The 19,962-nt window shown below is 73.2% G+C and carries 22 protein-coding genes; 6 read left to right on the top strand and 16 right to left on the bottom strand.

The annotated features are described in order from the left end of the window. The first annotated feature begins 118 nt into the window (after positions 1–118). Entirely contained in the window at positions 119–1,681 is a 1,563-nt protein-coding gene (locus tag ACIBF7_RS30595; protein WP_397198710.1) for an ABC transporter substrate-binding protein, read from the top strand. Here ACIBF7_RS30595 and ACIBF7_RS30590 read toward each other — a convergent pair. Then, entirely contained in the window at positions 1,657–1,821 is a 165-nt protein-coding gene (locus ACIBF7_RS30590) for a hypothetical protein (protein ID WP_397198851.1), read from the bottom strand. The genes ACIBF7_RS30595 and ACIBF7_RS30590 overlap by 25 nt on opposite strands. Positions 1,822–1,838: 17 nt before the next feature. On the opposite strand from ACIBF7_RS30590, the gene ACIBF7_RS30585 reads away from it, so the two are divergent. After that, positions 1,839–2,477 (top strand): hypothetical protein, encoded by a 639-nt coding sequence (locus tag ACIBF7_RS30585; protein ID WP_219543847.1) that lies wholly within the window; start codon positions 1,839–1,841, stop codon positions 2,475–2,477. Here the strand turns inward: ACIBF7_RS30585 and ACIBF7_RS30580 are convergent. Then, positions 2,440–3,792: an NAD(P)/FAD-dependent oxidoreductase gene (locus ACIBF7_RS30580; protein ID WP_271278607.1), complete on the bottom strand. Its 1,353-nt coding sequence runs from the start codon at positions 3,790–3,792 to the stop codon at positions 2,440–2,442. The two genes, ACIBF7_RS30585 and ACIBF7_RS30580, sit on opposite strands and share 38 nt — an antisense overlap. A gap of 121 nt (positions 3,793–3,913) precedes the next feature. On the opposite strand from ACIBF7_RS30580, the gene ACIBF7_RS30575 reads away from it, so the two are divergent. After that, complete coding sequence (locus tag ACIBF7_RS30575; protein ID WP_397198709.1) at positions 3,914–4,816, top strand: DNA-3-methyladenine glycosylase family protein; 903 nt, start codon at positions 3,914–3,916, stop codon at positions 4,814–4,816. On the opposite strand, the gene ACIBF7_RS30570 is transcribed toward ACIBF7_RS30575, so the two are convergent. The 5 genes from ACIBF7_RS30570 to ACIBF7_RS30550 form a co-directional block, all read right to left on the bottom strand. Further along, the gene (locus ACIBF7_RS30570; protein ID WP_271278609.1) at positions 4,817–5,179 is read right to left on the bottom strand and encodes a hypothetical protein; all 363 of its coding nucleotides are present in this window, start codon (positions 5,177–5,179) and stop codon (positions 4,817–4,819) included. 34 nt (positions 5,180–5,213) lie between these two features. Further along, positions 5,214–5,669, bottom strand: a complete 456-nt coding sequence (locus ACIBF7_RS30565; protein WP_271278610.1) for a hypothetical protein — start codon at positions 5,667–5,669, stop codon at positions 5,214–5,216. A 46-nt stretch (positions 5,670–5,715) separates the two neighbouring features. Then, the gene (locus tag ACIBF7_RS30560) at positions 5,716–5,988 is read right to left on the bottom strand and encodes a DUF3040 domain-containing protein (RefSeq protein ID WP_187280983.1); all 273 of its coding nucleotides are present in this window, start codon (positions 5,986–5,988) and stop codon (positions 5,716–5,718) included. 238 nt (positions 5,989–6,226) lie between these two features. Beyond that, a complete protein-coding gene (locus ACIBF7_RS30555; RefSeq protein WP_397198708.1) occupies positions 6,227–7,384 on the bottom strand; it encodes a DUF1648 domain-containing protein in 1,158 nt (385 codons plus the stop codon). Continuing rightward, positions 7,381–7,770 (bottom strand): GntR family transcriptional regulator, encoded by a 390-nt coding sequence (locus ACIBF7_RS30550; RefSeq protein ID WP_148029703.1) that lies wholly within the window; start codon positions 7,768–7,770, stop codon positions 7,381–7,383. Before ACIBF7_RS30550 ends, ACIBF7_RS30555 begins: the two co-directional genes overlap by 4 nt. A 56-nt stretch (positions 7,771–7,826) precedes the next feature. Here ACIBF7_RS30550 and ACIBF7_RS30545 point away from each other — a divergent pair, with 56 nt between their 5' ends. Genes ACIBF7_RS30545 through ACIBF7_RS30535 form a run of 3 tightly spaced genes read left to right on the top strand, consistent with a single transcriptional unit; the run spans position 7,827 to position 9,855 of the window. Further along, a complete protein-coding gene (locus ACIBF7_RS30545; RefSeq protein ID WP_271278612.1) occupies positions 7,827–8,183 on the top strand; it encodes a hypothetical protein in 357 nt (118 codons plus the stop codon). After that, positions 8,180–9,061: an ABC transporter ATP-binding protein gene (locus tag ACIBF7_RS30540; protein WP_397198707.1), complete on the top strand. Its 882-nt coding sequence runs from the start codon at positions 8,180–8,182 to the stop codon at positions 9,059–9,061. The genes ACIBF7_RS30545 and ACIBF7_RS30540 overlap by 4 nt, the downstream gene beginning before the upstream one ends. Next, positions 9,058–9,855: an ABC transporter permease gene (locus ACIBF7_RS30535; protein ID WP_397198706.1), complete on the top strand. Its 798-nt coding sequence runs from the start codon at positions 9,058–9,060 to the stop codon at positions 9,853–9,855. Before ACIBF7_RS30540 ends, ACIBF7_RS30535 begins: the two co-directional genes overlap by 4 nt. 98 nt (positions 9,856–9,953) lie before the next feature. Here ACIBF7_RS30535 and ACIBF7_RS30530 read toward each other — a convergent pair whose 3' ends face one another. From ACIBF7_RS30530 to ACIBF7_RS30490, 9 genes are all read right to left on the bottom strand, one after another. Continuing rightward, the gene (locus ACIBF7_RS30530; RefSeq protein ID WP_397198705.1) at positions 9,954–12,065 is read right to left on the bottom strand and encodes a hypothetical protein; all 2,112 of its coding nucleotides are present in this window, start codon (positions 12,063–12,065) and stop codon (positions 9,954–9,956) included. Between the two features lie 133 nt (positions 12,066–12,198). Continuing rightward, entirely contained in the window at positions 12,199–12,606 is a 408-nt protein-coding gene (locus tag ACIBF7_RS30525) for a hypothetical protein (RefSeq protein ID WP_397198704.1), read from the bottom strand. A gap of 155 nt (positions 12,607–12,761) precedes the next feature. After that, on the bottom strand, positions 12,762–13,316 hold the full coding sequence (locus ACIBF7_RS30520) for a GNAT family N-acetyltransferase (RefSeq protein WP_397198703.1): 555 nt from the start codon (positions 13,314–13,316) through the stop codon (positions 12,762–12,764). Positions 13,317–13,369: 53 nt separating this feature from the next. Next, positions 13,370–14,113: an SDR family oxidoreductase gene (locus ACIBF7_RS30515; RefSeq protein WP_148029710.1), complete on the bottom strand. Its 744-nt coding sequence runs from the start codon at positions 14,111–14,113 to the stop codon at positions 13,370–13,372. A 61-nt stretch (positions 14,114–14,174) separates the two neighbouring features. Then, a complete protein-coding gene (locus ACIBF7_RS30510) occupies positions 14,175–15,731 on the bottom strand; it encodes an acyl--CoA ligase family protein (protein ID WP_397198702.1) in 1,557 nt (518 codons plus the stop codon). Positions 15,732–15,739: 8 nt separating this feature from the next. After that, a complete protein-coding gene (locus ACIBF7_RS30505) occupies positions 15,740–16,399 on the bottom strand; it encodes an HAD family hydrolase (protein ID WP_397198701.1) in 660 nt (219 codons plus the stop codon). Beyond that, positions 16,396–17,331 carry a phosphotriesterase gene (locus ACIBF7_RS30500; RefSeq protein ID WP_397198700.1) on the bottom strand — a complete coding sequence of 312 codons (936 nt, stop codon included), beginning with the start codon at positions 17,329–17,331 and terminating at the stop codon, positions 16,396–16,398. The genes ACIBF7_RS30505 and ACIBF7_RS30500 overlap by 4 nt, the downstream gene beginning before the upstream one ends. A 2-nt stretch (positions 17,332–17,333) precedes the next feature. Then, complete coding sequence (locus ACIBF7_RS30495; RefSeq protein ID WP_397198699.1) at positions 17,334–18,881, bottom strand: FGGY-family carbohydrate kinase; 1,548 nt, start codon at positions 18,879–18,881, stop codon at positions 17,334–17,336. Then, positions 18,881–19,942 carry an ABC transporter permease gene (locus ACIBF7_RS30490; RefSeq protein WP_148029714.1) on the bottom strand — a complete coding sequence of 354 codons (1,062 nt, stop codon included), beginning with the start codon at positions 19,940–19,942 and terminating at the stop codon, positions 18,881–18,883. Before ACIBF7_RS30490 ends, ACIBF7_RS30495 begins: the two co-directional genes overlap by 1 nt. Positions 19,943–19,962: the final 20 nt, after the last annotated feature.

Genomic DNA, 19,962 nt, shown 5'->3' with positions numbered 1-19,962 from the left:
ACAAGGCACGAGAATAGCAATTCGATCTCCGGATTGCCCAATTTTTCGGTGGTTTCGGCCATCGGGCCATGATCGTCTAGTAGGTTCTCCCAGGAGATCGGTCATAGAGGGAGATGCGTTGCGCCGTCGTCTCGCAGCGGTCGCCACGCTGGTGCTGCTCCTCACGGCGTGCTCGGCACCGGCAGTGGTGCGGCAGCCGCGGCTGGGGGAATCGGCGTTCGTCTACGTCCAGCACGGCGACGTGGTCACGGATCTGGATCCCGGCACGTCCTACTCCAACGAGGTCGTCGCCCTGCAGAACGTCTACGAGACGCTCACCCTCTGGAACCCGGTCACCAAGAAGAGCTCACCCCGCCTGGCCACCTCGTGGCGGACCACCGCCGACGGCCGCTCCTGGACGTTCACCCTGCGCCAGGACGTCACCTTCCACACCGGGCGGCCCATGGACGCCACCGCCGTCAAGCAGTCCATCGAGCGGACCATGTCCACCAAGGCCGGCGCCTACTACATCTGGGACGCGGTCTCCTCCATCAGGGTCGAGGACCCTCATACGCTCACGTTCGCGCTGCGCTACCCGGTGCCGCTCGACCTGGCGGCCTCCTCCGCCTACGCGGCCTACATCTACGACACCGAGGCGGCCCCCGACCTGGGGAAGTGGTTCCAGGCCGGCCGGGACGCCGGGACCGGGCCGTACAAGGTGGACACCTGGAAGGACGGGGCCGAGACCGAGCTGACGCTCAAGGCGTACGACGACTACTGGGGAGGCTGGGACCAGCCGCACTACCGCACGGTCAAGTTCCGCGTGATACCCGACCAGCGGCGCGCCTGGCAGCTCCTGCTCCAGGGCGAGGTCAGCTTCCTGCGCCGGTTGGAGCCGAGGCTGTTCGCCCGGGCGGAGGCCGCGCCGGGGCTGCGCACCTCCGAGCGGCCCTCGTTCCAGACGGCGATGCTGCTGTTCAACACCGCCGAGGGGCCCATGTCCGACCAGCGGGTGCGGCGCGCGGTGCAGAAGGCCGTCGACTACCGGGGCGCGGTCCGGGCGCTGCGCGGCGGCGTCAGCCCGCACAGCGGCGTGGTGCCGGAAGGGCTGCTCGGCCACGTGCCGGGCCGGGTGCCCCGGCAGGACCTCGCGGGCGCGGGCGAGCTGCTCCGGCAGGCGGGGTACGGGCCGCAGGGCAGGCCGCTGCGGCTGACCCTCACCTACACCGAGGGTGACAGCGACCAGCAGGTCCTGGTCAAACGGCTGCGCCGCGACCTCAAGACCCTGAACGTCACGCTCAGGGTCCGGGCGATGCCCTGGGTCGACCAGTGGGAGCTGGGCAAGAAGGGCGGCCAGGACATCTTCGCGATGTACTGGTGGCCGGACTACGCCGACGGCTACTCGTGGTTCGGCAACGTCTTCCACAGCGCCGAGCCGCCCGTGTTCAACCTCTCCTACCTGAACGACCCGACCACCGACAAACTGCTGGACTCGCTGCCCGAGCTGACCGTGACGGACCAGCGGACGGCGCAGCAGGCGTTCGCCAGGGCCACCAGGAGGGTGCTGGACCAGCAGGCCGCGGCGGCCATGCCGTGGGTGGTCAACTACCGGCGGGCCTACCTGGGCAGCGTGCAGGGGTATGTGGACAACCCGGCCTATCCGGACGTGGTCTTCGTCTACGACCTGCGGCCCTCGGGCTGACCCTCGACCCGCTCGCGCAGCCGTATCCTGATCTCCTCCGGCGTGTAGGCGCGGCGGCGGCGCTCGGCGCGCGCGATCGCCACTCCCGTGGCCGCGACGCCCGCGACCCCCGCCAGGCCGAGTATCTTCCACCAGCGCATGTGCCTAGGCTAGCCCCATGCTGACTCTCGACGAGGCGGTTGAGCTCACCCGGACGGGCGACCTGTGGATCTTCCGCGGCCGGACCGTCCCCGACCGGGCCATCCAGACCATGACCAACAGCCCGGTCAACCACGTGGGCATGGCGATCGTCATCGAGGACCTGCCGCCCATGATGTTCCACGCCGAGCTGGGCAAGTCGCTGCTCGACCTGTGGTCGGGCACCCACCACCGCGGCGTGCAGCTGCACGACCTGCGCGACGCGGTGACGGTCTGGGCCGACCGCTACGGCCAGCGCGCGTGGCTGCGCCAGCTGGAGCCGCAGGCGACCCGCGAGATGGAGGACGCCGCGCTGCGCGCGGTGGCCCGGCTCGACGGCACCCCGTTCCCGTCGACCGCCAGGCTGGCGGCCCGCTGGGTGGGCGGCCGGCTGCCGCGCCCGCGCCGGGTCGCGGGGGAGCGGGCGCTGGAGAACGCCTACTGCGCCGAGGTGGTGGCCGTGACCTACCAGGAGATGGGGCTGCTGCCCCCGGGTCGCAGGCCCAACTGGTACGACCCGGGCCGGTTCTGGAGCGGCGACGACCTCGACCTGCTCGGCGACCACAAGCTCGGCAAGGAGATCACGGTCGGGATCCCGCTGGCTCCTCGGTCACGCTGATCCGGCGCGCGCGCGGCGTGATCGGCATGTGCTCCAGGTCCTCCAGCGTGCCGGGGGTGTCCTTGAGGAAGTCGAGCCTGATCAGGTCGTCGGGGGCCATCATGTTGAGCAGCCAGTCGCCGCTCACGCGCAGCCGCGAGCGGCCCGACGGCGTCGTCAGCAGGTGGTAGCCGCGGGTGACCAGCTGCGCCAGCGGCCCCTTGAGGTCGATCCCGAACGGCCTGGCCACCGCGTCCGAGCCGCCGAGGTCGACCACCAGGCCGAGGTCGCGGTGACGATACTCACGCAGCTTGCCGCCGCGCAGGGCCGCCAGCACGTTCCGCGCCGCGGTCCTCGCCTGCCGGTGGGCGTGCTGCGCGGTCGGCGCGCAGGGCGTCCCCGGCTCGGCCGTCAGGTCGGGCACCGCCGCGGCGTCGCCCAGCCCGAACACGCCGTCGCAGCCGGGCACCCGCAGATCGGCGCCCACGACCAGGCGGCCCTTGACCGTCTCGGTGCCGAGGCTGGACACCACCGGCCTGGGCGTCACCCCCGCCGTCCAGATGACCGTGCGGGAGGGCAGCGTGGTGCCGTCGGTCAGCTTCGCGGTGTCCACGGTGATCCGGTCGAGCGTGACGCCGAGCCGCACCTCGACCCCGCGCTCCTCCAGCAGCCGCGTCGCCGCCGCGCCCAGCTCGGGGCCCAGCTCGGGCATCACCTTGGGCGCGATGTCGATCAGCGTCCAGCGCAGCAGCCCGGGGTCGAGCCGCGGGAAGCGGGCCATCGCCCGGCGGGTGACGAGCTGGAGCGTGGCCGCCGTCTCGACGCCCGAGTAGCCGGCGCCCACCACCACGAACCCGCACCGCGCGGCCCGCTCCTCCGGGTCATTGGAGGAGGCGGCCAGTTCGAGCTGGGCGATCGAGTGGTCGCGCAGGTAGACCGCCTCGGCCAGCGTCTTCATGCCGCGCGCGTACTCCTGCAGGCCCGGGATGTCGAACGTCCGCGTCATGCTGCCGGGGGCCAGCACGAGCACGTCGTACGGCACCCGCACCGGCTCGCCGTCGATCCTGAGGACGTCCACGGCGCGGGCGTCCAGGTCCACCTGGTGCGCCACACCCGGCAGCAGCTTGCTGCGCCGCAGCCGCGTGTGCAGCGGCGTCACGATCGAGCGGGGCTGCAGCACCCCGCCGGCCACCTGCGGCAGCAGCGGGAGGTACAGCGTGTAGTCCTTCGGCGTGATCAGTACGATCTCCGCCTCGCCAGGCCTGAGCCAGCGCTCCAGAAGTTTCGCGCAGGTGTACCCGCCGAAGCCGGTGCCCACGATCGCTATGCGTGCCACGTGTAGCCCCTTCCGTGGACCGGAGCGGGCAAACCCGGGCGCGGTGAAAATCTGTTGGGTGGACCTACGCTCGGAGGGCGGATTAACGGCGCTGTCCGGGCGAGCTCCTACGATACGGCGCATGACCTCGTTCGGATTCACGATCACCGCCGGCGGACCGTTCGACTTCGGCGCCTCGCTGCGCTTCGTCGAGGACTGGCCGGCGACCAGCGCCCTGCCCTCCGACGGGCGGGCGCTGCGGTTCGGGTTCTGCCCGGAGACCGACTGGCTGCCGATCGGCGTGTCCGTGACCGCCGCGCCGGGCGGGGTCGCCGTGGCCACGACGCGGCCGGTCGGCGTGGGGATCCGGGGCGAGGTCGCGCGCATCCTCTCCCTCGACGTGGACGGCTCGGGGTTCGCCGCGCTCGGCGAGGCCGACCCGGTGCTGGGCGACCTGCAGCGCCGCAGCCCCGGCCTGCGGCCGGTGTGCTTCTGGAGTCCGTGGGAGGCGGCGTGCTGGGCGGTGTTCGTGCAGCGCTCGTCGATGCTCATCGCCGCCCGCATCAAGCAGCGCATCGCCGAGCGGTACGGGGCGACGGTCGCCGTGGACGGCCGCGAGCACACGGTCTTCCCGCCGCCCGTGACGCTCCTGGAGGCCGGCGGCCTCGGCCTGCCCGCGCAGAAGGAGGAGTGGATCCGCGGCCTGGCCCGCGCCGCGCTCGACGGCGTCCTCACCGCCGAGCACCTGCGCTCCCTCGTCCCGGAGCAGGCCCTGGCCGAGCTGCGCGCCCTGCCCGGCGTGGGCCCGTTCTCCGCCGGGCTGATCCTGATCCGCGGCGCCGGCGCCCCCGACGCCTTCCCCGGCGACGAGCCCCGCCTGTTCGCGATCCTCCGCGAGGTGTACGGCCTGCCCGAGGACGCGCCCGCCGCGGCCTACCGGAAGCTGGCCGACCACTGGCGGCCCTACCGCTCGTGGGCCTCGTTCCTGTTCCGCGCGGCCACGTACCAGCCGGTGCGCGGGAACCCCGGCGACGAACCCCGCTGACTACCCGAAGGCGGGCGGGCCGCCTCCCGAGCGGGAGCGGCGTACGCTCACCCGGATCAGGTAGCCCGCCGCTACCAGCGCCACGGCGGCCGGGACGAGCGCCGGCCACGGCATCCCGGCCAGCAGGGCCAGCACGGCCAGCACGACCCCGGCGAGCAGCACGAGCGCCGCGCCGAGCAGGCGGTAGCTCGACGCGTTCGAGGGCGGCGGGCTCTCGTCCCGGTCCCCCCGGCCGCCGCCGGGGACCTCGGGCACGCCGGTGTCGCTCACCACGCCGGAGCGGCTGACCTCCTCGGGAGGCGGCGGCTCGCGGAGCACGGGCGCGAAGAACTCGTCGTCAGGATCGTCGTCCTTCCTGTTCATCCCCGCCCCCTGCCCCCGGAGCGGCGGTTCACCGCTACGAGGGGCTCGGGCCCGCCCCGTCGACGATCTCGCGCCCCGCGACGGGCTCACGCAGCTTGACCAGCGTCTGCTTCTCGATCGCGATCTCCACGCACACCGGGTCGCGCACGTCCGGGTCCGAGCCCTCGTACAGCGTCACCTCGACCGTGTCCGTCCCGTACGAGACGTCCACCCGGTCGAGCACCCGGCACGGCGCCACGCCGGACGTCCACGTGACCAGCAGGCCGTGGCCGTCGCTCACCGGCTCGGCCGACGTCCAGGCGACCGGCAGGGGATCGACGGCGTCGCCGAGGGCGACCACGGGCTCGGCGGTGCGGCACGGCGCGGGAGACGGTTCGGCCGTCGGCGGCGGTGGCGTGGCGGCCGTGGTCGGCCCACCGGCGGTCGAGGCCCCGCAGCCCGCGAGGCCCAAGGCCAGCGCCGCGAGCCAGGCCGCCGTCCTCACCCTCATGACTGCCTCCTCGTGGCCCGAGACCGGACGGCTCTCGGCGCGGCGGCTACGGGCCGGTCTGGGACGTGCGGACCGCCGGATGATCGCAGCCGCTCCCGCCGCCCTGGCAGGCGTTCTGCGGGGCGGCCACGGTCATGACCACGCCGATCAGGAACACGACGTAGGCCACGATGGCGAGCACCCACCAGAAGGCCACCGGCACCTCCTTCGCGTGCCCCTGCTGGGACCCGGACAGGAGGGCGTCGAGGTCCGGATCGTCGAAGGCCAGCCGCTCCTCGATCTCCTGAAGCGTCTGGCGTTCCTCGTGTGAAAGGCCCATGGCGGTCACCCCCGCCCTCGCGTCTCCTTGCAGTATGCAACGTGCTCCCGGCGAGCAGGAAGCGCGGCCCCCCATCCACGGGCCGGCGCCCAGCCCTTGCGCTCGCCGTCCTCGGCGGCCTCGGCCAGATCCTGTTGGGACAGGACGCGCTCGTCGGGACCGGGCGTGTCCGTGCCGTTCGTTCTCTGGGCAGGTGGTCCTTTCTGGCCGCCTGCCCAGCCCGGCCCAGGGGAAACCGTCACCACAGGCTGTGCCGCCGGGGCAGGTCGACGACGCCGGACAGCGAGAGCGCGCCGAGCACGAGGAGAGCGACCGTGAGGACGCCCAGCAGGAGCCAGGCGATCGGGTGCCCGAGGTTGAGCGTCCACGAGCCGGTCCCCAGGCGGGCGTGCACCAGCAGGGCGGGGTCGCGGCGGTTGGCGTAGACCGCGCCGGCCAGGAACCAGTGGCGGTCGTCGTCGCGCTGCTCGATCCCGGAATCCTCGTCCTCCTCGCCGGGCAGGGCGGGCAGGCGGTGCCCGGCCTGCCCGGCCTTGATCTCCCAGCCGACCCAGCCGGCCAGGAGCGCGACGAGCGGCACGTACGCGGCCACCTGCCAGCCGATGCCCGGCGTGACCACGTCCCACAGCTGGAGCGCCCCGACGAGCAGGCTCAGGTTGAGGCAGGCGGCGGCCAGCAGCGACATCGACGCGACGCCGCGCAGGTAGAGGCGGTAGCGGCGGGCCGACCCCCGAGGGCGGGCGGCGTCGAGGTCGGGACGGGCGCGCAGCACGACCACGACCAGCGCGACGACGACCACGAGGACCGCGACCTGGTAGAGCAGCGGCTCGAAGACGCGCAGCGGGGTCGTGGCCACGCGCTCCCCGGGGTCGATGGCGAACCCGAGGTAGAGCGGCAGCGTGGCGGGCAGCCCGCCCAGGCGTGACCAGCCGATGCCTCCGGTGATCAGCAGGACGGCCAGCGCGGGCAGCCCGTGCTTCCACGGCACCCGGACGGGATCGGTGCGGAAGGTGGTGTCGACGGTGACGCCCTGGCGGCGCCCGGCCGACCACGCGCCGGCCCGCTTGGCGGCGCTGATCCGGCGGTGGGCGAGGTAGTAGAGCAGCAGGTCCGCGACGATCACCGCCGACACCGTGACGGTGACCCCGGCCGCGTAGCCCGTGACGAGCAGCACGGGGACGGCCATCACGGCGGCGACCACGCCCATCACGATCACCAGGCGGGCGAAGCGGCGCCGCTGGCGGACCACGGCCGGATCGCCCGCGCGGTCGGCGGGCACCCGCACGCCGAAGGGCAGGGCCGGCCTGGCCAGCGCGGGCAGCGCCAGCATGAGGCAGGTGATCAGGGCGACGGAGACGAGCACGGAGACGAGCGCGGTGACGATGAACGGGGTCATGCCGGCTCTCCGAAGCCGTCCAGCATGGCCGCGCACCGGCGCAGCACGTCCTGACGGTCCATGCCGTGGACGGTGGCCTCGGCCAGTAGCACACGCATGCGTTCCTCCCAGTCTTCGGTGAAGGGGGCCTCGGGCGGGCCGCTGCCGGCGTCCCGCCGTACGACCGCGCCGCTCTTGCGGTTGATCCGGATGACGCCCTGCTGTCGCAGCAGGTCGTACGCCTTGTTCACCGTATGGAAGTTGACGCCGAAGTCGGCGGCGAGCTGGCGGGTGGAGGGCAGCGGGTCGCCTTCCCCGGCCTGCCTGCGGGCGATGGCCTCCACGATCCGGTCGCGGATCTGCTGGTAGATCGGGACCTCGCTGTCGAGGTCGAGGGTCAGGTGCACATCCGCAGTCTATCTGATATACAACTTATAGAACAGATAGTTGAGGAGGCACAAAGATGATGCACGTAGAAATCGGCCAGGGCACGCTGACCCTGCGTTTCGCCCCGTGGGCGCGGCTGTTCACCAGGACCGGCGTCGTGAGCGTGCCGCTGGCGGCCATCGCCGAGGTGCACCACCTCGACCGGCCGCTCGCCGCCCTCACCGGCTTCCACTCGGGCCTGCTCGTCTCCGGCGTCGTCAAGCTCGGCACGTGGACGTCCCCCGGCGGCGTCCGGCGCCTGGCCGCCGCCCGGCGCGAGGTCCCCGGCGTGCGCGTCGTGCTCAAGGACCGGGTGGCCGGCTATGACGAGCTGATCCTCGGCGTCCCCGACGCCCGGCGGCTCCACCACGACCTGACGGCGGCGCGGGCATGAAGGTCGAGGTGCGCGGCCTGACGAAGACGTTCGGGCCGGTCGCCGCCGTCACCGGCCTCAGCTTCGACGTCGCGCCCGGCGCCGTGACGGGCTTCCTCGGGCCCAACGGCGCCGGCAAGACCACCACCATGCGGATGATGCTCGACCTGGTCGCGCCCGGCTCCGGCACCGTCACCTACGCCGGCAGGCGCTACTCCGACCTGGCCAGGCCGTCGGCGGCCGTCGGCGCCGTGCTGGACGGCGCGGGCTTCCACCCGGCCTGCACCGCCCGCGACCACCTGCGGATCTACGCCCGCATGGGCCGCCACGGCGCGGCCCGGGTCGCGGAGGTCGCCGACCTGACCGGGGTGTCGGCGTTCGGCGACCGCGCCACGCGCACCCTGTCCACCGGCATGCGGCAGCGGCTCAACCTCGCCACCGCGCTGCTCGGCGACCCCGGGGTGCTCCTGCTCGACGAGCCGGGCAACGGTCTCGACCCCGAGGGCATCGCCTGGCTGCGCGGGTTCCTGCGCGCCATGGCCGCCGAGGGCCGCACCATCCTGGTCTCCAGCCACGTGCTCGGCGAGGTCGAGCATCTGGCCGACCACGTCGTGGTGATCCGCGACGGCCGGCTGGTCCTCGACCGGCCCATGGCCGAGCTGTACGGGAGCGCGGCGGTGGTGATCCACTCCCCGCAGGCGGAGGCGTTCGCGGCCCGGCTGGCGGAGCGCGGGACCCAGGTGGGGCAGCCGCGCCCCGGTGTCCTGCGCGTCCACGGCCTGACGACCGCCGAGATCGCCACCTTGGCGGCCTCGTACGGGGTGGTCCTGCACGAGATCACCCCCGAGCGCCCCACCCTCGAACAGACGTTCCTGCATCTCACCGGAGGTTCCCCATGATGACGCTGATCGCGGCGGAGTGGACGCGCCTGACGAGCACCAGGCTCTGGCTGTGGGGCCTGATGGCGGCGCTGGGCAGCGGGGCGCTCATCGGCCTGGCCGCGCTCGTCGGCCCGGAGAACTTCACCCCGCCGCTGCCCGGCCTCGAAACCGAGGAGGGCACCCGCGTCCTGCTCGGCCTGCTGGGCTTCACCGTGTTCGCCCCCGCTCTGCTCGGCACCAACGCCGTGGCCGCCGAGTACCGTCACGGGACCATCACCGCCACGGCGCTGTTCGCGCCCAGGCGCTGGACGTGGCTCGCCGCCAAGCTGGCGGCCTACACCGTCGCGGGGCTCGCCTACGGCTTGCTGGCCACGGCCGTGGCGGGCGGCGCACTCCTCGGGGCGGCGGCGCTCAAGGGAGTCACCCTCGGCCTGCCCGCCGGCACCGTCGCGGTCCTGCTCGGCCGCATCGCCCTCACCATGGCGGTCTACACCCTGCTGGGGGTGGCGGTGGGCGCCCTCCTGCGCAACCAGGTGCTCGCGCTCCTCGCCGTCGGGGCGTACTTCTACATGGTCGAGACCGCGCTGATGCTCGTCCCGGGCGTCAAGGAGCTCTACCCCTTCCTGCCGGGCGGCGCCACGGCGGCGCTGACCGGATTCACCTATCTGTCGGAGGCCGTCGCCACCCAGACCGGCACCTCCGCCACGGCCCTGCTTCCGGCCGCGGCGGGCGGCGCCGTGCTGGTCGCCTACGCCCTGGTCGCGGCCGCCGTCGCCGTGGCGGCGCCGCTGCGGCGGGACATCGCGCGCTGACGACGTACGGGCGAGGAGAGCGGGAAGGCTGGATCCAAAAGAGTTTTGAGAAGGAAGCCCTCCCATGGCCTCGCGATCTTCACAGTACCAGGCGGGGATCAGGCGGGGATCAGCTCGTGCAGGGTCGCGGGCGTGACCACGCGCGTCCCCTCCGGCAGCTCCGCCGGCGCCGCCGGCCCGAGATAGGTGGTGTGCGTCGCCGAAGAGCCCTTGGCGCGCAGCCGGTCGGCCAGGTAGCGGACCGTCAGATACTCGCGCTCCACGATCGAGCGCACCAGCAGCGAGGCGGTGACCCGGTTGCCCTCCACCTGGTTGAAGTCCGGATATCCCTTCAGGTAGAGGTGCAGCCACTTCACCCGCCAGGCGCCGTCGCCGTCGCGCAGGAAGGCCAGGGGCAGCGCGACCCGGCCGGAGCCGCGCAGATCGGACTTCATCCGTACGGTGCGCGGCTCGAAAGGGAGGCCCCGCTGCTCGTCGTTCCTCGTCATGTAGCCGAAGAACGCCTCGGCGGCCTCGTCGAACGGTTCCCCCGCGTAGACGTGGACCTGGGGGATGATGATCGACCGGGTGGCGGCGGCGAGCCGGATGTCGACGAACTCCGACGCGCCTTCCGGCGCCTCCGTGAGGTCGCCGGAATACCGCGCGAAGCCGCTGCTGTAGTTGGTCCACGACACGTGGATCTCGTCGCCGTACGAGTCGTCCAGCATGAGCGCGGACAGGTCGTAGTCGGTGCGGCGCGCGGCCTGGCGCCAGTGCACGAAGAACCGGAGCAGCTCGCCGTCCACCGGTGAGATCGAGCCGCGGGGCAGCATGCCGAGACCGGGCGCGACGGCCTTGCCCGACAGGGGCAGGGCCACGCCGAGCATGTCGGGGTCGACGATCAGCTCGCCGGGGTCCGGGAGGCGGCGGGTGATCTCCTCGTCCAGGAGGGCCAGCGCGTGGGCCAGCACCTCCCGGTCCAGCGGCGGGCGGGAGTCGGGCGTGGTGAAGGCCCGGCCGTGCCGGTTGGTGAAGACGCGGCCGGGGGCGGGGGACAGGCGGTTCTGCACGTGCTCGCGCAGCGACAGCAGCACGCGGCCGGACGCGTGCGCCGCGGCCCGCGCCGCCGCGTCCAGCACGTCCCGCGCGGACGGGCTGAGGCGCAGCAGGTGGTCCAGACGGCGCAGCAGCGCGCCGGGCGCGTTGGCGAGCAGCGTGACGGCCTCGGCCGGGCGGCCATCCGCCAGGGCGGCCTCGACCCGGCTGTCGAGGCTCGCGGCCTCGCGCGTACCCCTGGCGACCTCGAAGACCTGGGCGGCGCGCGGCAGCAGCGGGTACTCGTGCGGGTGCAGCCGCTCGCCGAGCCGCTTCCACCGCTCCCGGTGGCGTGGCACGTCGCCGAGCTTGGCGGGGGTGGCCACCGCGTCCAGGGCCCGCAGCAGCGCGCGGCGCTCGGCGCGGCGGAAGGACCGGAACCTCGTGGGGGTGGCCAGGGTGACGTCCCCGCCGGAAAGGGCGCAGGCCAGGCGGAGCACGTCGGTCACCGTGTCCACCAGCGGCGGACGCCCGGCGGCCAGCCGCGCCTCGTTGAGCACGGCGCGGTTCTCGCGCACCGGGATGCGCTCCGGCTCGTCGGCGCAGCTCGCGGCCAGCAGGCGCAGCGCCGCCAGGTCCTCCTCGGCGAGCGGGGCCTCGGAGCCGGCCATCGAGAGGAACAGCGCGCGGGTCTCCTCCTCCAGGCTCCCGCCCAGCTCCAGCACCGTCACCCGGTCGGAGGCCAGCGGGACCAGCTCGGCGTGCGCGGCCAGCAGGTCGGCGTAGGTGTGCTGGTAGCGGCCGTACGCGGGGAAGTCCAGCAGGTCGACGATCTCCGGCCGCGCGCGCTCGGCGGTCACCGGGTCGAGCAGCGCCTGGCGGAGCAGGCCGGCCCAGAACTCCAGGGTGTCGGGCACGTTCCCGGGGAAGTCGACGAAGTAGGCGTTGTGGAGGACGTGGTCGCCGGCCAGGGTCCTGACCGCGGCGAGGACCCGTACGCCCAGATCCAGTACGGCCTCGCCGGGCAGTTGCGACAGTCGTCCGAGCAGGGCGGGCGAGCAGGTGAAGCCGACGGTCAGCAGCGCGGCGTCGAGCTGCCGGGCGGCGGCCTCTCCCCAGCCCGGGGCGGCGCCTGCGGGGGCGTCGACGGGGACGCGCAGGCGCCGGGCGATGACGAGGGCCTCCAAGTCGCTCACCGCTGCACTTTATCGGCGAACTGATCCACTTTCGTGGGGTTTTCGCCTGCCCGGCCCGGGTCCGGCGTGGCCGGACCCGGGCGGGCTCAGGGCGGTGTGCGGTGATCAGCGCACTTGGAAGCAGGTGCGGTGATCAGCGCACTTCGAAGCAGGTGCGGCCCTTGGGACGCCAGCCGGATCCGACCTTCTCCCAGCCCTGAGCGCAGATCCTCGACCCGGCGGTGTAGTCGTCCACCCCGCTCCAGATCGCCGCCTGGGGCGGGGTGTGGTCGCCCCGCTGGATCGTGTGCCGGCCTTCGCGATGCAGGTCGATGTGCCCGGTCCAGGCGCCGGTGCGGCCGTCGTGGTAGGCCTCGGCGTAGGTGACGCGCAGCCCTTCGTTCACCACTTTCAGGCAGACCCCGGGGACGTCGGTCCGGTTGCTGCACGACTGGTGGTCGGCGTGCGCGGCGGGGGTCCCGGCGAGCAGCCCCGTCAGGAGCATCGCTCCCGCGAGGAGTCCCTTGGCGGCGGAGGGCGCGGTGCGGGTACGGGTGTTCATCTCTGGATTCCTCCCTCGGTGGCCGGCGGCCGTTCCGCCGGACGGGAACCAGAGAAGCCGCCCGGCCGAGGTGTCCAACAGGGGCGCGGACGGACTCGAACGGAATCGATCCACTTCCGCGCCGATCCCGGACAGGGCGTCGCCACCAGGGCCGATCAGTCGCTCCGGCCGGCCCGCCACTCCGGCGCCAGCACCGACCAGACCTCCATGTCGTGCCGCCGGCCGCGGTAGGGGTAGCTCTCGCGCAGCACGCCGTCCTTGGTCATGCCGAGCCGCCGGGCGACGGCGATGCTGGCCGCGTTCTCCGACGAGACCACCCACTCCACGCGGTGGATGCCGCGCTCCTCGACGGCCCAGTCGATGATCGCCCGCACCGCCTTGGTCACCAGCCCCCGGCCGGCCGCCGACGGCTCCAGCCAGCAGCCCGCCTCGGCGGTGCCCTTCGGGACGTCCATCGTCCTGAACAGGACGCCGCCGGCCAGTTGGCCGTCCACCCAGATGCCGTAGACCCGCCCGGTGTCGGAGGCGGCCTTCTCCGCGTACGCCCGCAGGAACGCCAGGCTGGAATCCAGGTCCGTGACGGAGTCGGGGAGCCCGACGTACCGCCCGATGAACTCCCGGCCCCGGTCGATGTGGCTCAGGAACTCCCCGGCGTGCCAGGGCTCCAGCGGCCGCAGTTCCGCGCCGTCACCCAAGGAAACTGCGAACATTTCGCCCTCCATGCCCATATAACCGGAGAAATCCTCTCATGGGCGTGATCCTTTCAGGCCCGGTGGAGCTGCCCTCCGGGCCTGGTGACCACCAGCTCCGACACGACGGCCCTGGAGGAGAGCCGCGTCAGGCTCATCGCCAGCTCGGCCACGTCCGCCGTGCGGATCATGTCGGCGGGGTCGATCCGGTCGTGCACCCACGCGGACATGTCGGTGTCGACGTAACCGGGGCAGATGGCGGTGGCCGTGACGCCGTCGGCGGAGAGCTCCGCGTTCAGCGACCGGCACAGCGAGATGAGCGCCGCCTTCGAAGCCCCGTACGCGGCCAGGCCCGGCTCGGGGAAGGCCCCGGTGAGCGACGACAGCATGATGATCTTCACGCCGTGGTCCGGCCGTGCCGCCGCGGTCGCCCTGAGCGTCGGCAGCAGCGCCTGCACCAGCGTGTACGGGGCCCGGACGTTGACGGCGAACTGCTTGTCGAACCGGTGCAGGGGCGCGGTGTCCACCGGCCCCGCCGTGCCGACCCCCGCCGCCACCACCAGCACGTCGAGCCGCCCGTACGCGTCCTCGTGCGCCCTGGCGAGCCGCCGCACGTCGTCCTCGGCCGCCATGTCGGCGGGCTCGGCGCGGACGGCCGCCCCGAGCGCGGCGAGCCTGGCGCCCGCGGCGGAGAGCGCGTCGCCGCCGCGAGCGCAGATGGTCAGGTCATGCCCGGCGGCGGCGAGGCGCTCGGCGATGGCGAGGCCGATGCCCCGGGAGGCGCCGGTCACCAGCGCCGCGGGCCTGGTCGTGGTCATGTGCGGATGCCCTCCTTGAGCGCGCGCGGCCCCGCCGCGACGAGGAGTGGCGTGCAGGAACTCATGGATGCTCCCCGCCCGCGCGGAGCACGTTCTTCTGGATCTTCCCCGTCGAGGTCTTGGGCAGCTCCCCGAAGACCACCTTCCTGGGCGCCTTGAAGCGGGCGATCCGCTCGCGGACGTACGCGATGACGTCGTCCTCGGTCACCGGGGGCGCCTCCGGCCGGAGCGCGACGAAGGCCACGGGCACCTGGCCCCACTTCTCGTCGGGCACGCCGACCACGGCCGACTCCAGCACGGACGGGTGACCGTCGAGGACCCGCTCCACCTCGACGGAGGCGATGTTCTCGCCGCCGGAGATGATGATGTCCTTGGACCGGTCGCGGATCTCCAGATAGCCGTCGGGGTGCCGCACGGCCAGGTCCCCGGTGCGCAGCCAGCCGCCGGCGTCCACCTCGGAGGTGGCCCGCTCGTCGCGGTAGTAGCCGAGCATCACGTCGTTGCCGCGGACCACGATCTCGCCCACCGTCTCGCCGTCGGCCGGCACGTCCGCGCCGGACCCGTCGACGACGCGCACCTGTTCCGCGATCACGTTGCCCACGCCCTGGCGGGCCTTGAGCTCGGCCTGCCCGCCGGCGGGGAGGGCGTCCCATTGCGGCTGCCACTGGTTGACGGCCACCGGTCCGAACGTCTCGGTGAGCCCGTACAGATGGGTGACCTCCATGCGCAGCCCGGCCATGCGGGCGAGCAGGGCCGGGGTCGGCGGCGCGCCGCCCGTCTGCACGCGCACGGTCCGGCCGAGCGGGGCGCCCGCCCGCGCCTCGGGCGCGTTCGCGATCATGGTGAGTACGGTCGGCGCGGCGCTGAAATGGGAGACGTCCTCCTCGCGCAGCAGCCGCCAGATCTCGGCCGGGTCCACGGCCCGCAGGCAGACGTGGGTGCCGCCGGCCGCGGTGACGGCCCAGGTGAAGCACCAGCCGTCGCAGTGGAACATGGGCAGCGTCCACAGATAGGCGCTGGCGGGGCCGAGCCCGGCGTGGAACGCCATGGCCAGCGTCTGCAGGTAGGCGCCCCGGTGGTGGTACATGACCCCCTTCGGGCGCCCCGTGGTGCCGCTCGTGTAGTTGATCGCCAGCAGCCCGCGCTCGTCCTCGCAGGCCGCGAGGCGGGGCTCGGCGGCGGCGAGCAGCTCTTCGTACTCGTCACCGGGGCCGCCCGCCAGGACGAGCCTGACCCCGGTCGCGGCGGCGACCTCGCGGGCACGCCCGGCCAGCTCGTCCGTGGCGACCAGGACGCGCGCGCCGGAGTGTTCGACGATGTGCGCCAGCTCCCCGGCCGACAGCCGGATGTTGAGCGGCACCAGCACCGCGCCGCGCATCGGCGCCCCGTTGTGCAGCTCCAGCATCACGTGGCTGTTGACGCAGAGCGCCGCCACCCGGTCGCCGGGCTCGACGCCGAGATCCGCCAGCGCCCCGGTGAGCCGCCGCGCCCGATCGAGGAACTCACCGTACGTGAGCCGCCTGGCGCCGTCGATCACCGCGATCCGGTCGCGGAAGACGGCCCCGGACCGCTCCAGGAAGGCGGACGGCGTGAGCGGGGTGAACGTGAAGGACGCCATGGCGGCGCTCACCGGCCGCCGGGCAGGAGTCCGGCGAGATCACCCGGGGCGGCGGCGACGGCCAGCGCGGGCCGGGCCGACGCGAGCTCATCCGGGTAGTAGCCCCAGCCGGCGCCGACGAACGCGGTCCCGGCGGCGATGGCCGCCTCGGCGTCGTGCGGGCCGTCGCCCACGTAGGCGCAGTCGCCGGCCGTCCACCCGGCGCGGCGCAGCCCGTGCAGGATCGGCTCGGGCGACGGCTTGCGCTCGACGGTGTCCTCGGTGGTGACCACCACGTCGAACAGCGGCAGCAGGTCACGCGCGCCGTGCACGTGGCGCAGGTCGTGCTCGGTCCGCTCCCGGCCCTTGTTCGTCACGATGCCGAGCCGCAGCCCCTGCCCGCGCAGCGCGTCGAGCATGTCGGCCGCCCCCTGGTAGAGGACGACCTTCCGGTGACCGTCCTCCAGGTAGTGGCGCTCGTACCGGGACACGCACTCGGGGGCGAGCTCGCCCGCGACCTCGGCCATCACCTCGCGCATCCGCCAGCGCATCACCCGGCCGAGACCGAGCTCCAGCAGGGACTCCCAGCCCTGGGGGACGGGCGCGAGCGCCGCCCGGTAGCAGTCCAGGATCGCGGGACGGGAGTCGACGAGCGTCCCGTCGAGGTCGAAGAGCACTGCCCGCGTCATCGCGTGACCTCCCTGAAGGCGAGGAACCCGGCCGGGTTGGCGACCAGGGTCAGCTCGGCCAGCTCGTCGCCCAGGGCCTTCCTGATGGCGTCGAGGCAGGGGCCGAGCCCCGGCGAGCCGCCGTAGGCGCGCTGGTAGGAGCCGCGGCCGAGGTCGCCGGATACCATCACCCGGGTGTGGCCGGCGTCCACGAGGCGCCGGACCATCGCGGCCCGGTCGGTGTCGTGGCCGTACTTGTCCTTGGTCCACTGGTCGAGCCCGAGCCAGGCGCCGCGGCGGGCCAGCGAGAGGAGGTAGTCGGCTTCGAGGTTGCGGTCGAGGTGGCCGACGCACACCTGGCCCAGGTCGAGCCCGGCGGCCTCGAAGACGTCGAGCTGCTCGTGGCCCAGGCGGCCCGCCTGGGTGTGGGTCAGGATCGGTGCCCCGGTCTCCTTGGCGGCGATGGCCGCCGCCGTGAGGACCTTGCGCTCGACGTCCCACATCTCCTCGGTGGAGCAGGTCCCGGCCTTGATGGCGCCGGCCCGGGTGTTCTCCGGGCCGAACCCCGTCAGGATGTCGGCGACGAAGCCGGCGGCCAGCTCCTCGCTGGTCCGCCTGGACGTGCCGGCCGGGTAGTAGATGCCCTTCTGCAGGCCGGTGCCCTGGACGATGTGGGCGCCGGTGGCCCTGGCGGCGGACAGCGCGGCCGTGACGTCGCGGCCGTAGTCGACCGTGGTGAGCTCGACCAGCCCGCCGCCGCCGGCCTCGACGAAGTCGGAGACCTCGGCGGCGGCGCCCTCCGCGGTGCCGAACTCCAGGTCGGGATCCCGGTGAACGGCGTAGGCCGGCGGCGCCGTCAGCAGGTGCTCGTGGACGAGCATCGCTCCCAGGGACTCGGGTGACACGTCACCGAGCACCGTGCGGACCAGCCCTGCCGGTTCTGCGGTGTACACGATCAGTCCTTTCCTTGGTCGCCTGCGCGGCCGAAGCCGGCGAACAGCTCGCGCGCCGCCGCCTGCGCGCGGAGGAAGCGGTCGAACGCCTCCCGGTGGGGCTCGGCCAGGCGGGGGTCGGGCTCGACCCGGCCGACGGTGCGGACCATCTCCGACACCGCGGTCTCCAGGTCCTTCCAGATGCCGACGTTCACGGACGCGAGGATGGCGACGCCGAGCGCGGCCGACTCGCTGGTGGTCACCAGCTCGACCGGCACCTGGAGCGCGTTGCTGAAGGTCTGCCGCCAGACCCGGCTGCGCGCGCCGCCGCCGGTCAGCCTGAGCAGGCTCAGGTCGTCGCCCTGCCGCCGGTAGCAGTCCATGGCGGCGTACACCTGGCCCTCGTAGACGGCGCGGAGTATGTCGCCGCGGGTCGTCCCGTGCTCCAGGCCGAGCATCACCCCGCGCACGTTCCCGTCCTTGAAGGGCGCCTGGACGCCGGCGGGAGAGAGGTACGGCAGGAACGTGAGGCCGTGGCCGGCCTCCTCCGACGCCAGCGCCTCGGCCTCGACGGCGGCGAAGTCGGACGCGGCGCCGCCGGCGAGGTCGCGGCAGAACGTGCGCACGGCCCAGTCGAACGTGCCCGCGCCCGCGGTGTGGGCCAGGCACCTGATCCAGTGCTCGCCGTCGGGCGACGGGTACACCCAGCCGACCCCGCGCAGGTCGTCGTCCAGGTAGCGGTTGACCATCTGGTTCAGCCAGCTCGTGCCCAGGACGGAGACGGCCTGGCCGGGCATGACGACCCCGGTGCCGAGCATGGCGGAGATGGCGTCGCCGAGTCCGTTGGCGACCGGCGTGCCCTCGGGGATGCCGGTGGCCAGCGACGCCTCGCGGGTGACCGTACCGATGATCTCCCCGGACGGGCGCACCTCCGGCGCCCGGGAGAGGAACGCCTCCGCCCCGACCAGCTCCATGAGCCGCGGCGAGATCCGGCCCGTGGCGATGTCGCCGGGCATCAGGGACACGTCGGTCGGGTCGGTGACGACACGCCCGGTCAGGAACGACTGGACGTAGTCCTTGGCGCAGGCGAAGTAGCGGGTCCTGGCGATCACGTCCGGCTCGTGCCTGGCCAGATGCCCGAGCAGGAGCATCGTCATGCCGGGCAGCGCGCTGGTGGCCGAGATGTCGAGGTACTCCTCGTACGGCGGGCTCGCCTCGAAAGCCGTCAGCGTGTCCAGCGTGCGCGCGTCCGGCCAGGCGATCGCGTTGCGCACCGGCCGGCCGGTCTCGTCGAGCAGCCAGGCGCCGGTCATGTGGCCGGACACGCTCACCGCGGCGATGTCGGAGGCGCGGCCGGGCAGCGCGGCGACCGCCTCGGCCACCGCGTCCATCGTGCTGCGCAGGCTCACCGCGGGATCTTCCTCGTGCCAGCCCCGCCGAGGGCTGAGCACCTCGATGAAGCGGGCCGCGCGGGCCAGCTCGTTGCCGGTCTCGTCGAAGACCGCCGCCTTGGTGACGGTGGTCCCCTTGTCGATGCCGACGATCAGCCTGCGGCCTTCGGGAACGCTCATCAGTGGCCTGCTCTCCTTCCGGACACCATGCGCCGGGCGCTGGTGCTCATGCCGACGGCCGCGATGAGCAGCAGGCCCTGGAAGATGAACTGCGCGGACGTGGACACGCCGTGGATCGCCATGCCGTTGAAGCCGACGGCCACGGTGACCACGCCGATCACGGTGCCGACGACGTGGAACTCGCCGTCGCGCAGGCACGCGGAGCCGAGGAAGGCCGCCGCGAACGAGGACAGCAGGTAGCCCTGGCCGCCCGCGATCTGCCCGCTGCCGACGTTCGCGGTGATCAGCACGCCGCCGGCGGCGGCGAGGACGCCGCACACGACGAACGCGAAGATGACCACCCGGTGCACGCGGATGCCGCTCAGCTCGGCGGCGGTCCTGTTGCCGCCGACGGCCTGCCACTCCAGGCCGAGCGAGGTGCGGTTGAGCAGCAGCCAGAGCACCCCGGCGACCGCGAAGAGGATGACGATCGGCCACGGGATCGGGCCCAGCTTGCCCAGGTAGACCTGGATCAGGTCCATCCCGGAGGCGTCCAGGCTCTGCGGCACGCCGGCGGTGACGATGTAGGTGGCGCCCATGACGACGCTGCCTATGCCCAAGGTGCCGACCAGCGCGTTGACGCCCAGTTTGGTCACGATGAGGCCGTTCACCAGGCCGACCAGCGCCCCCACGGCGATGACCAGCCCGATGGCGCCGAGTTTGCCCCCGGCGGAGCCCGCGTACAGGCCCGCCGTGAGCACGCCGGCCAGGCTGGCCGTGTAGCCGATGCTCAGGTCGAACTCGCCCACCACCAGGACCACCGTGAGGCCGAGCGCGATCACGACCGAGATCGTCGACTGCAGGAGGATGTTCTGGAAGTTGGTGAACGACAGGAAGCGGCTGCCGTCCAGGAAGGAGAAGACGAGGACGAGCAGGATGAGGACGAGCAGCGTGCCGTAGCGGCCGAGGAACTTGACGGCCTTCAGCGTCATCGAGCTCGCGCCCGCCTGCTCGGCCCGATGCGAGCCAGGTGGCGGCGCGGCGGGCTGCTGGCCAGCCGCGGTGTGACGGACGGTGTTCATGGAACTCTCCTGGATCGTCT

Origin of the sequence: Nonomuraea sp. NPDC050478 (assembly GCF_044458265.1) — a bacterium.
Classification (GTDB): domain Bacteria; phylum Actinomycetota; class Actinomycetes; order Streptosporangiales; family Streptosporangiaceae; genus Nonomuraea; species Nonomuraea ferruginea.
Note: the sequence above shows the minus strand (reverse complement) of the source record. Positions and strands in the feature narration are given on the sequence as shown.

What these genes read in the sequence shown, in the direction of transcription:
- ACIBF7_RS30590 (WP_397198851.1), bottom strand. Translation starts at nt 1,821, where the DNA reads ATGCGCTGGTGGAAGATACTCGGCCTGGCGGGGGTCGCGGGCGTCGCG.
- ACIBF7_RS30585 (WP_219543847.1), top strand. Translation starts at nt 1,839, where the DNA reads ATGCTGACTCTCGACGAGGCGGTTGAGCTCACCCGGACGGGCGACCTG.
- ACIBF7_RS30575 (WP_397198709.1), top strand. Translation starts at nt 3,914, where the DNA reads ATGACCTCGTTCGGATTCACGATCACCGCCGGCGGACCGTTCGACTTC.
- ACIBF7_RS30570 (WP_271278609.1), bottom strand. Translation starts at nt 5,179, where the DNA reads ATGAACAGGAAGGACGACGATCCTGACGACGAGTTCTTCGCGCCCGTG.
- ACIBF7_RS30565 (WP_271278610.1), bottom strand. Translation starts at nt 5,669, where the DNA reads ATGAGGGTGAGGACGGCGGCCTGGCTCGCGGCGCTGGCCTTGGGCCTC.
- ACIBF7_RS30560 (WP_187280983.1), bottom strand. Translation starts at nt 5,988, where the DNA reads ATGGGCCTTTCACACGAGGAACGCCAGACGCTTCAGGAGATCGAGGAG.
- ACIBF7_RS30555 (WP_397198708.1), bottom strand. Translation starts at nt 7,384, where the DNA reads ATGACCCCGTTCATCGTCACCGCGCTCGTCTCCGTGCTCGTCTCCGTC.
- ACIBF7_RS30545 (WP_271278612.1), top strand. Translation starts at nt 7,827, where the DNA reads ATGATGCACGTAGAAATCGGCCAGGGCACGCTGACCCTGCGTTTCGCC.
- ACIBF7_RS30540 (WP_397198707.1), top strand. Translation starts at nt 8,180, where the DNA reads ATGAAGGTCGAGGTGCGCGGCCTGACGAAGACGTTCGGGCCGGTCGCC.
- ACIBF7_RS30535 (WP_397198706.1), top strand. Translation starts at nt 9,058, where the DNA reads ATGATGACGCTGATCGCGGCGGAGTGGACGCGCCTGACGAGCACCAGG.
- ACIBF7_RS30525 (WP_397198704.1), bottom strand. Translation starts at nt 12,606, where the DNA reads ATGAACACCCGTACCCGCACCGCGCCCTCCGCCGCCAAGGGACTCCTC.
- ACIBF7_RS30520 (WP_397198703.1), bottom strand. Translation starts at nt 13,316, where the DNA reads ATGTTCGCAGTTTCCTTGGGTGACGGCGCGGAACTGCGGCCGCTGGAG.
- ACIBF7_RS30515 (WP_148029710.1), bottom strand. Translation starts at nt 14,113, where the DNA reads ATGACCACGACCAGGCCCGCGGCGCTGGTGACCGGCGCCTCCCGGGGC.
- ACIBF7_RS30510 (WP_397198702.1), bottom strand. Translation starts at nt 15,731, where the DNA reads ATGGCGTCCTTCACGTTCACCCCGCTCACGCCGTCCGCCTTCCTGGAG.
- ACIBF7_RS30505 (WP_397198701.1), bottom strand. Translation starts at nt 16,399, where the DNA reads ATGACGCGGGCAGTGCTCTTCGACCTCGACGGGACGCTCGTCGACTCC.
- ACIBF7_RS30495 (WP_397198699.1), bottom strand. Translation starts at nt 18,881, where the DNA reads ATGAGCGTTCCCGAAGGCCGCAGGCTGATCGTCGGCATCGACAAGGGG.
- ACIBF7_RS30490 (WP_148029714.1), bottom strand. Translation starts at nt 19,942, where the DNA reads ATGAACACCGTCCGTCACACCGCGGCTGGCCAGCAGCCCGCCGCGCCG.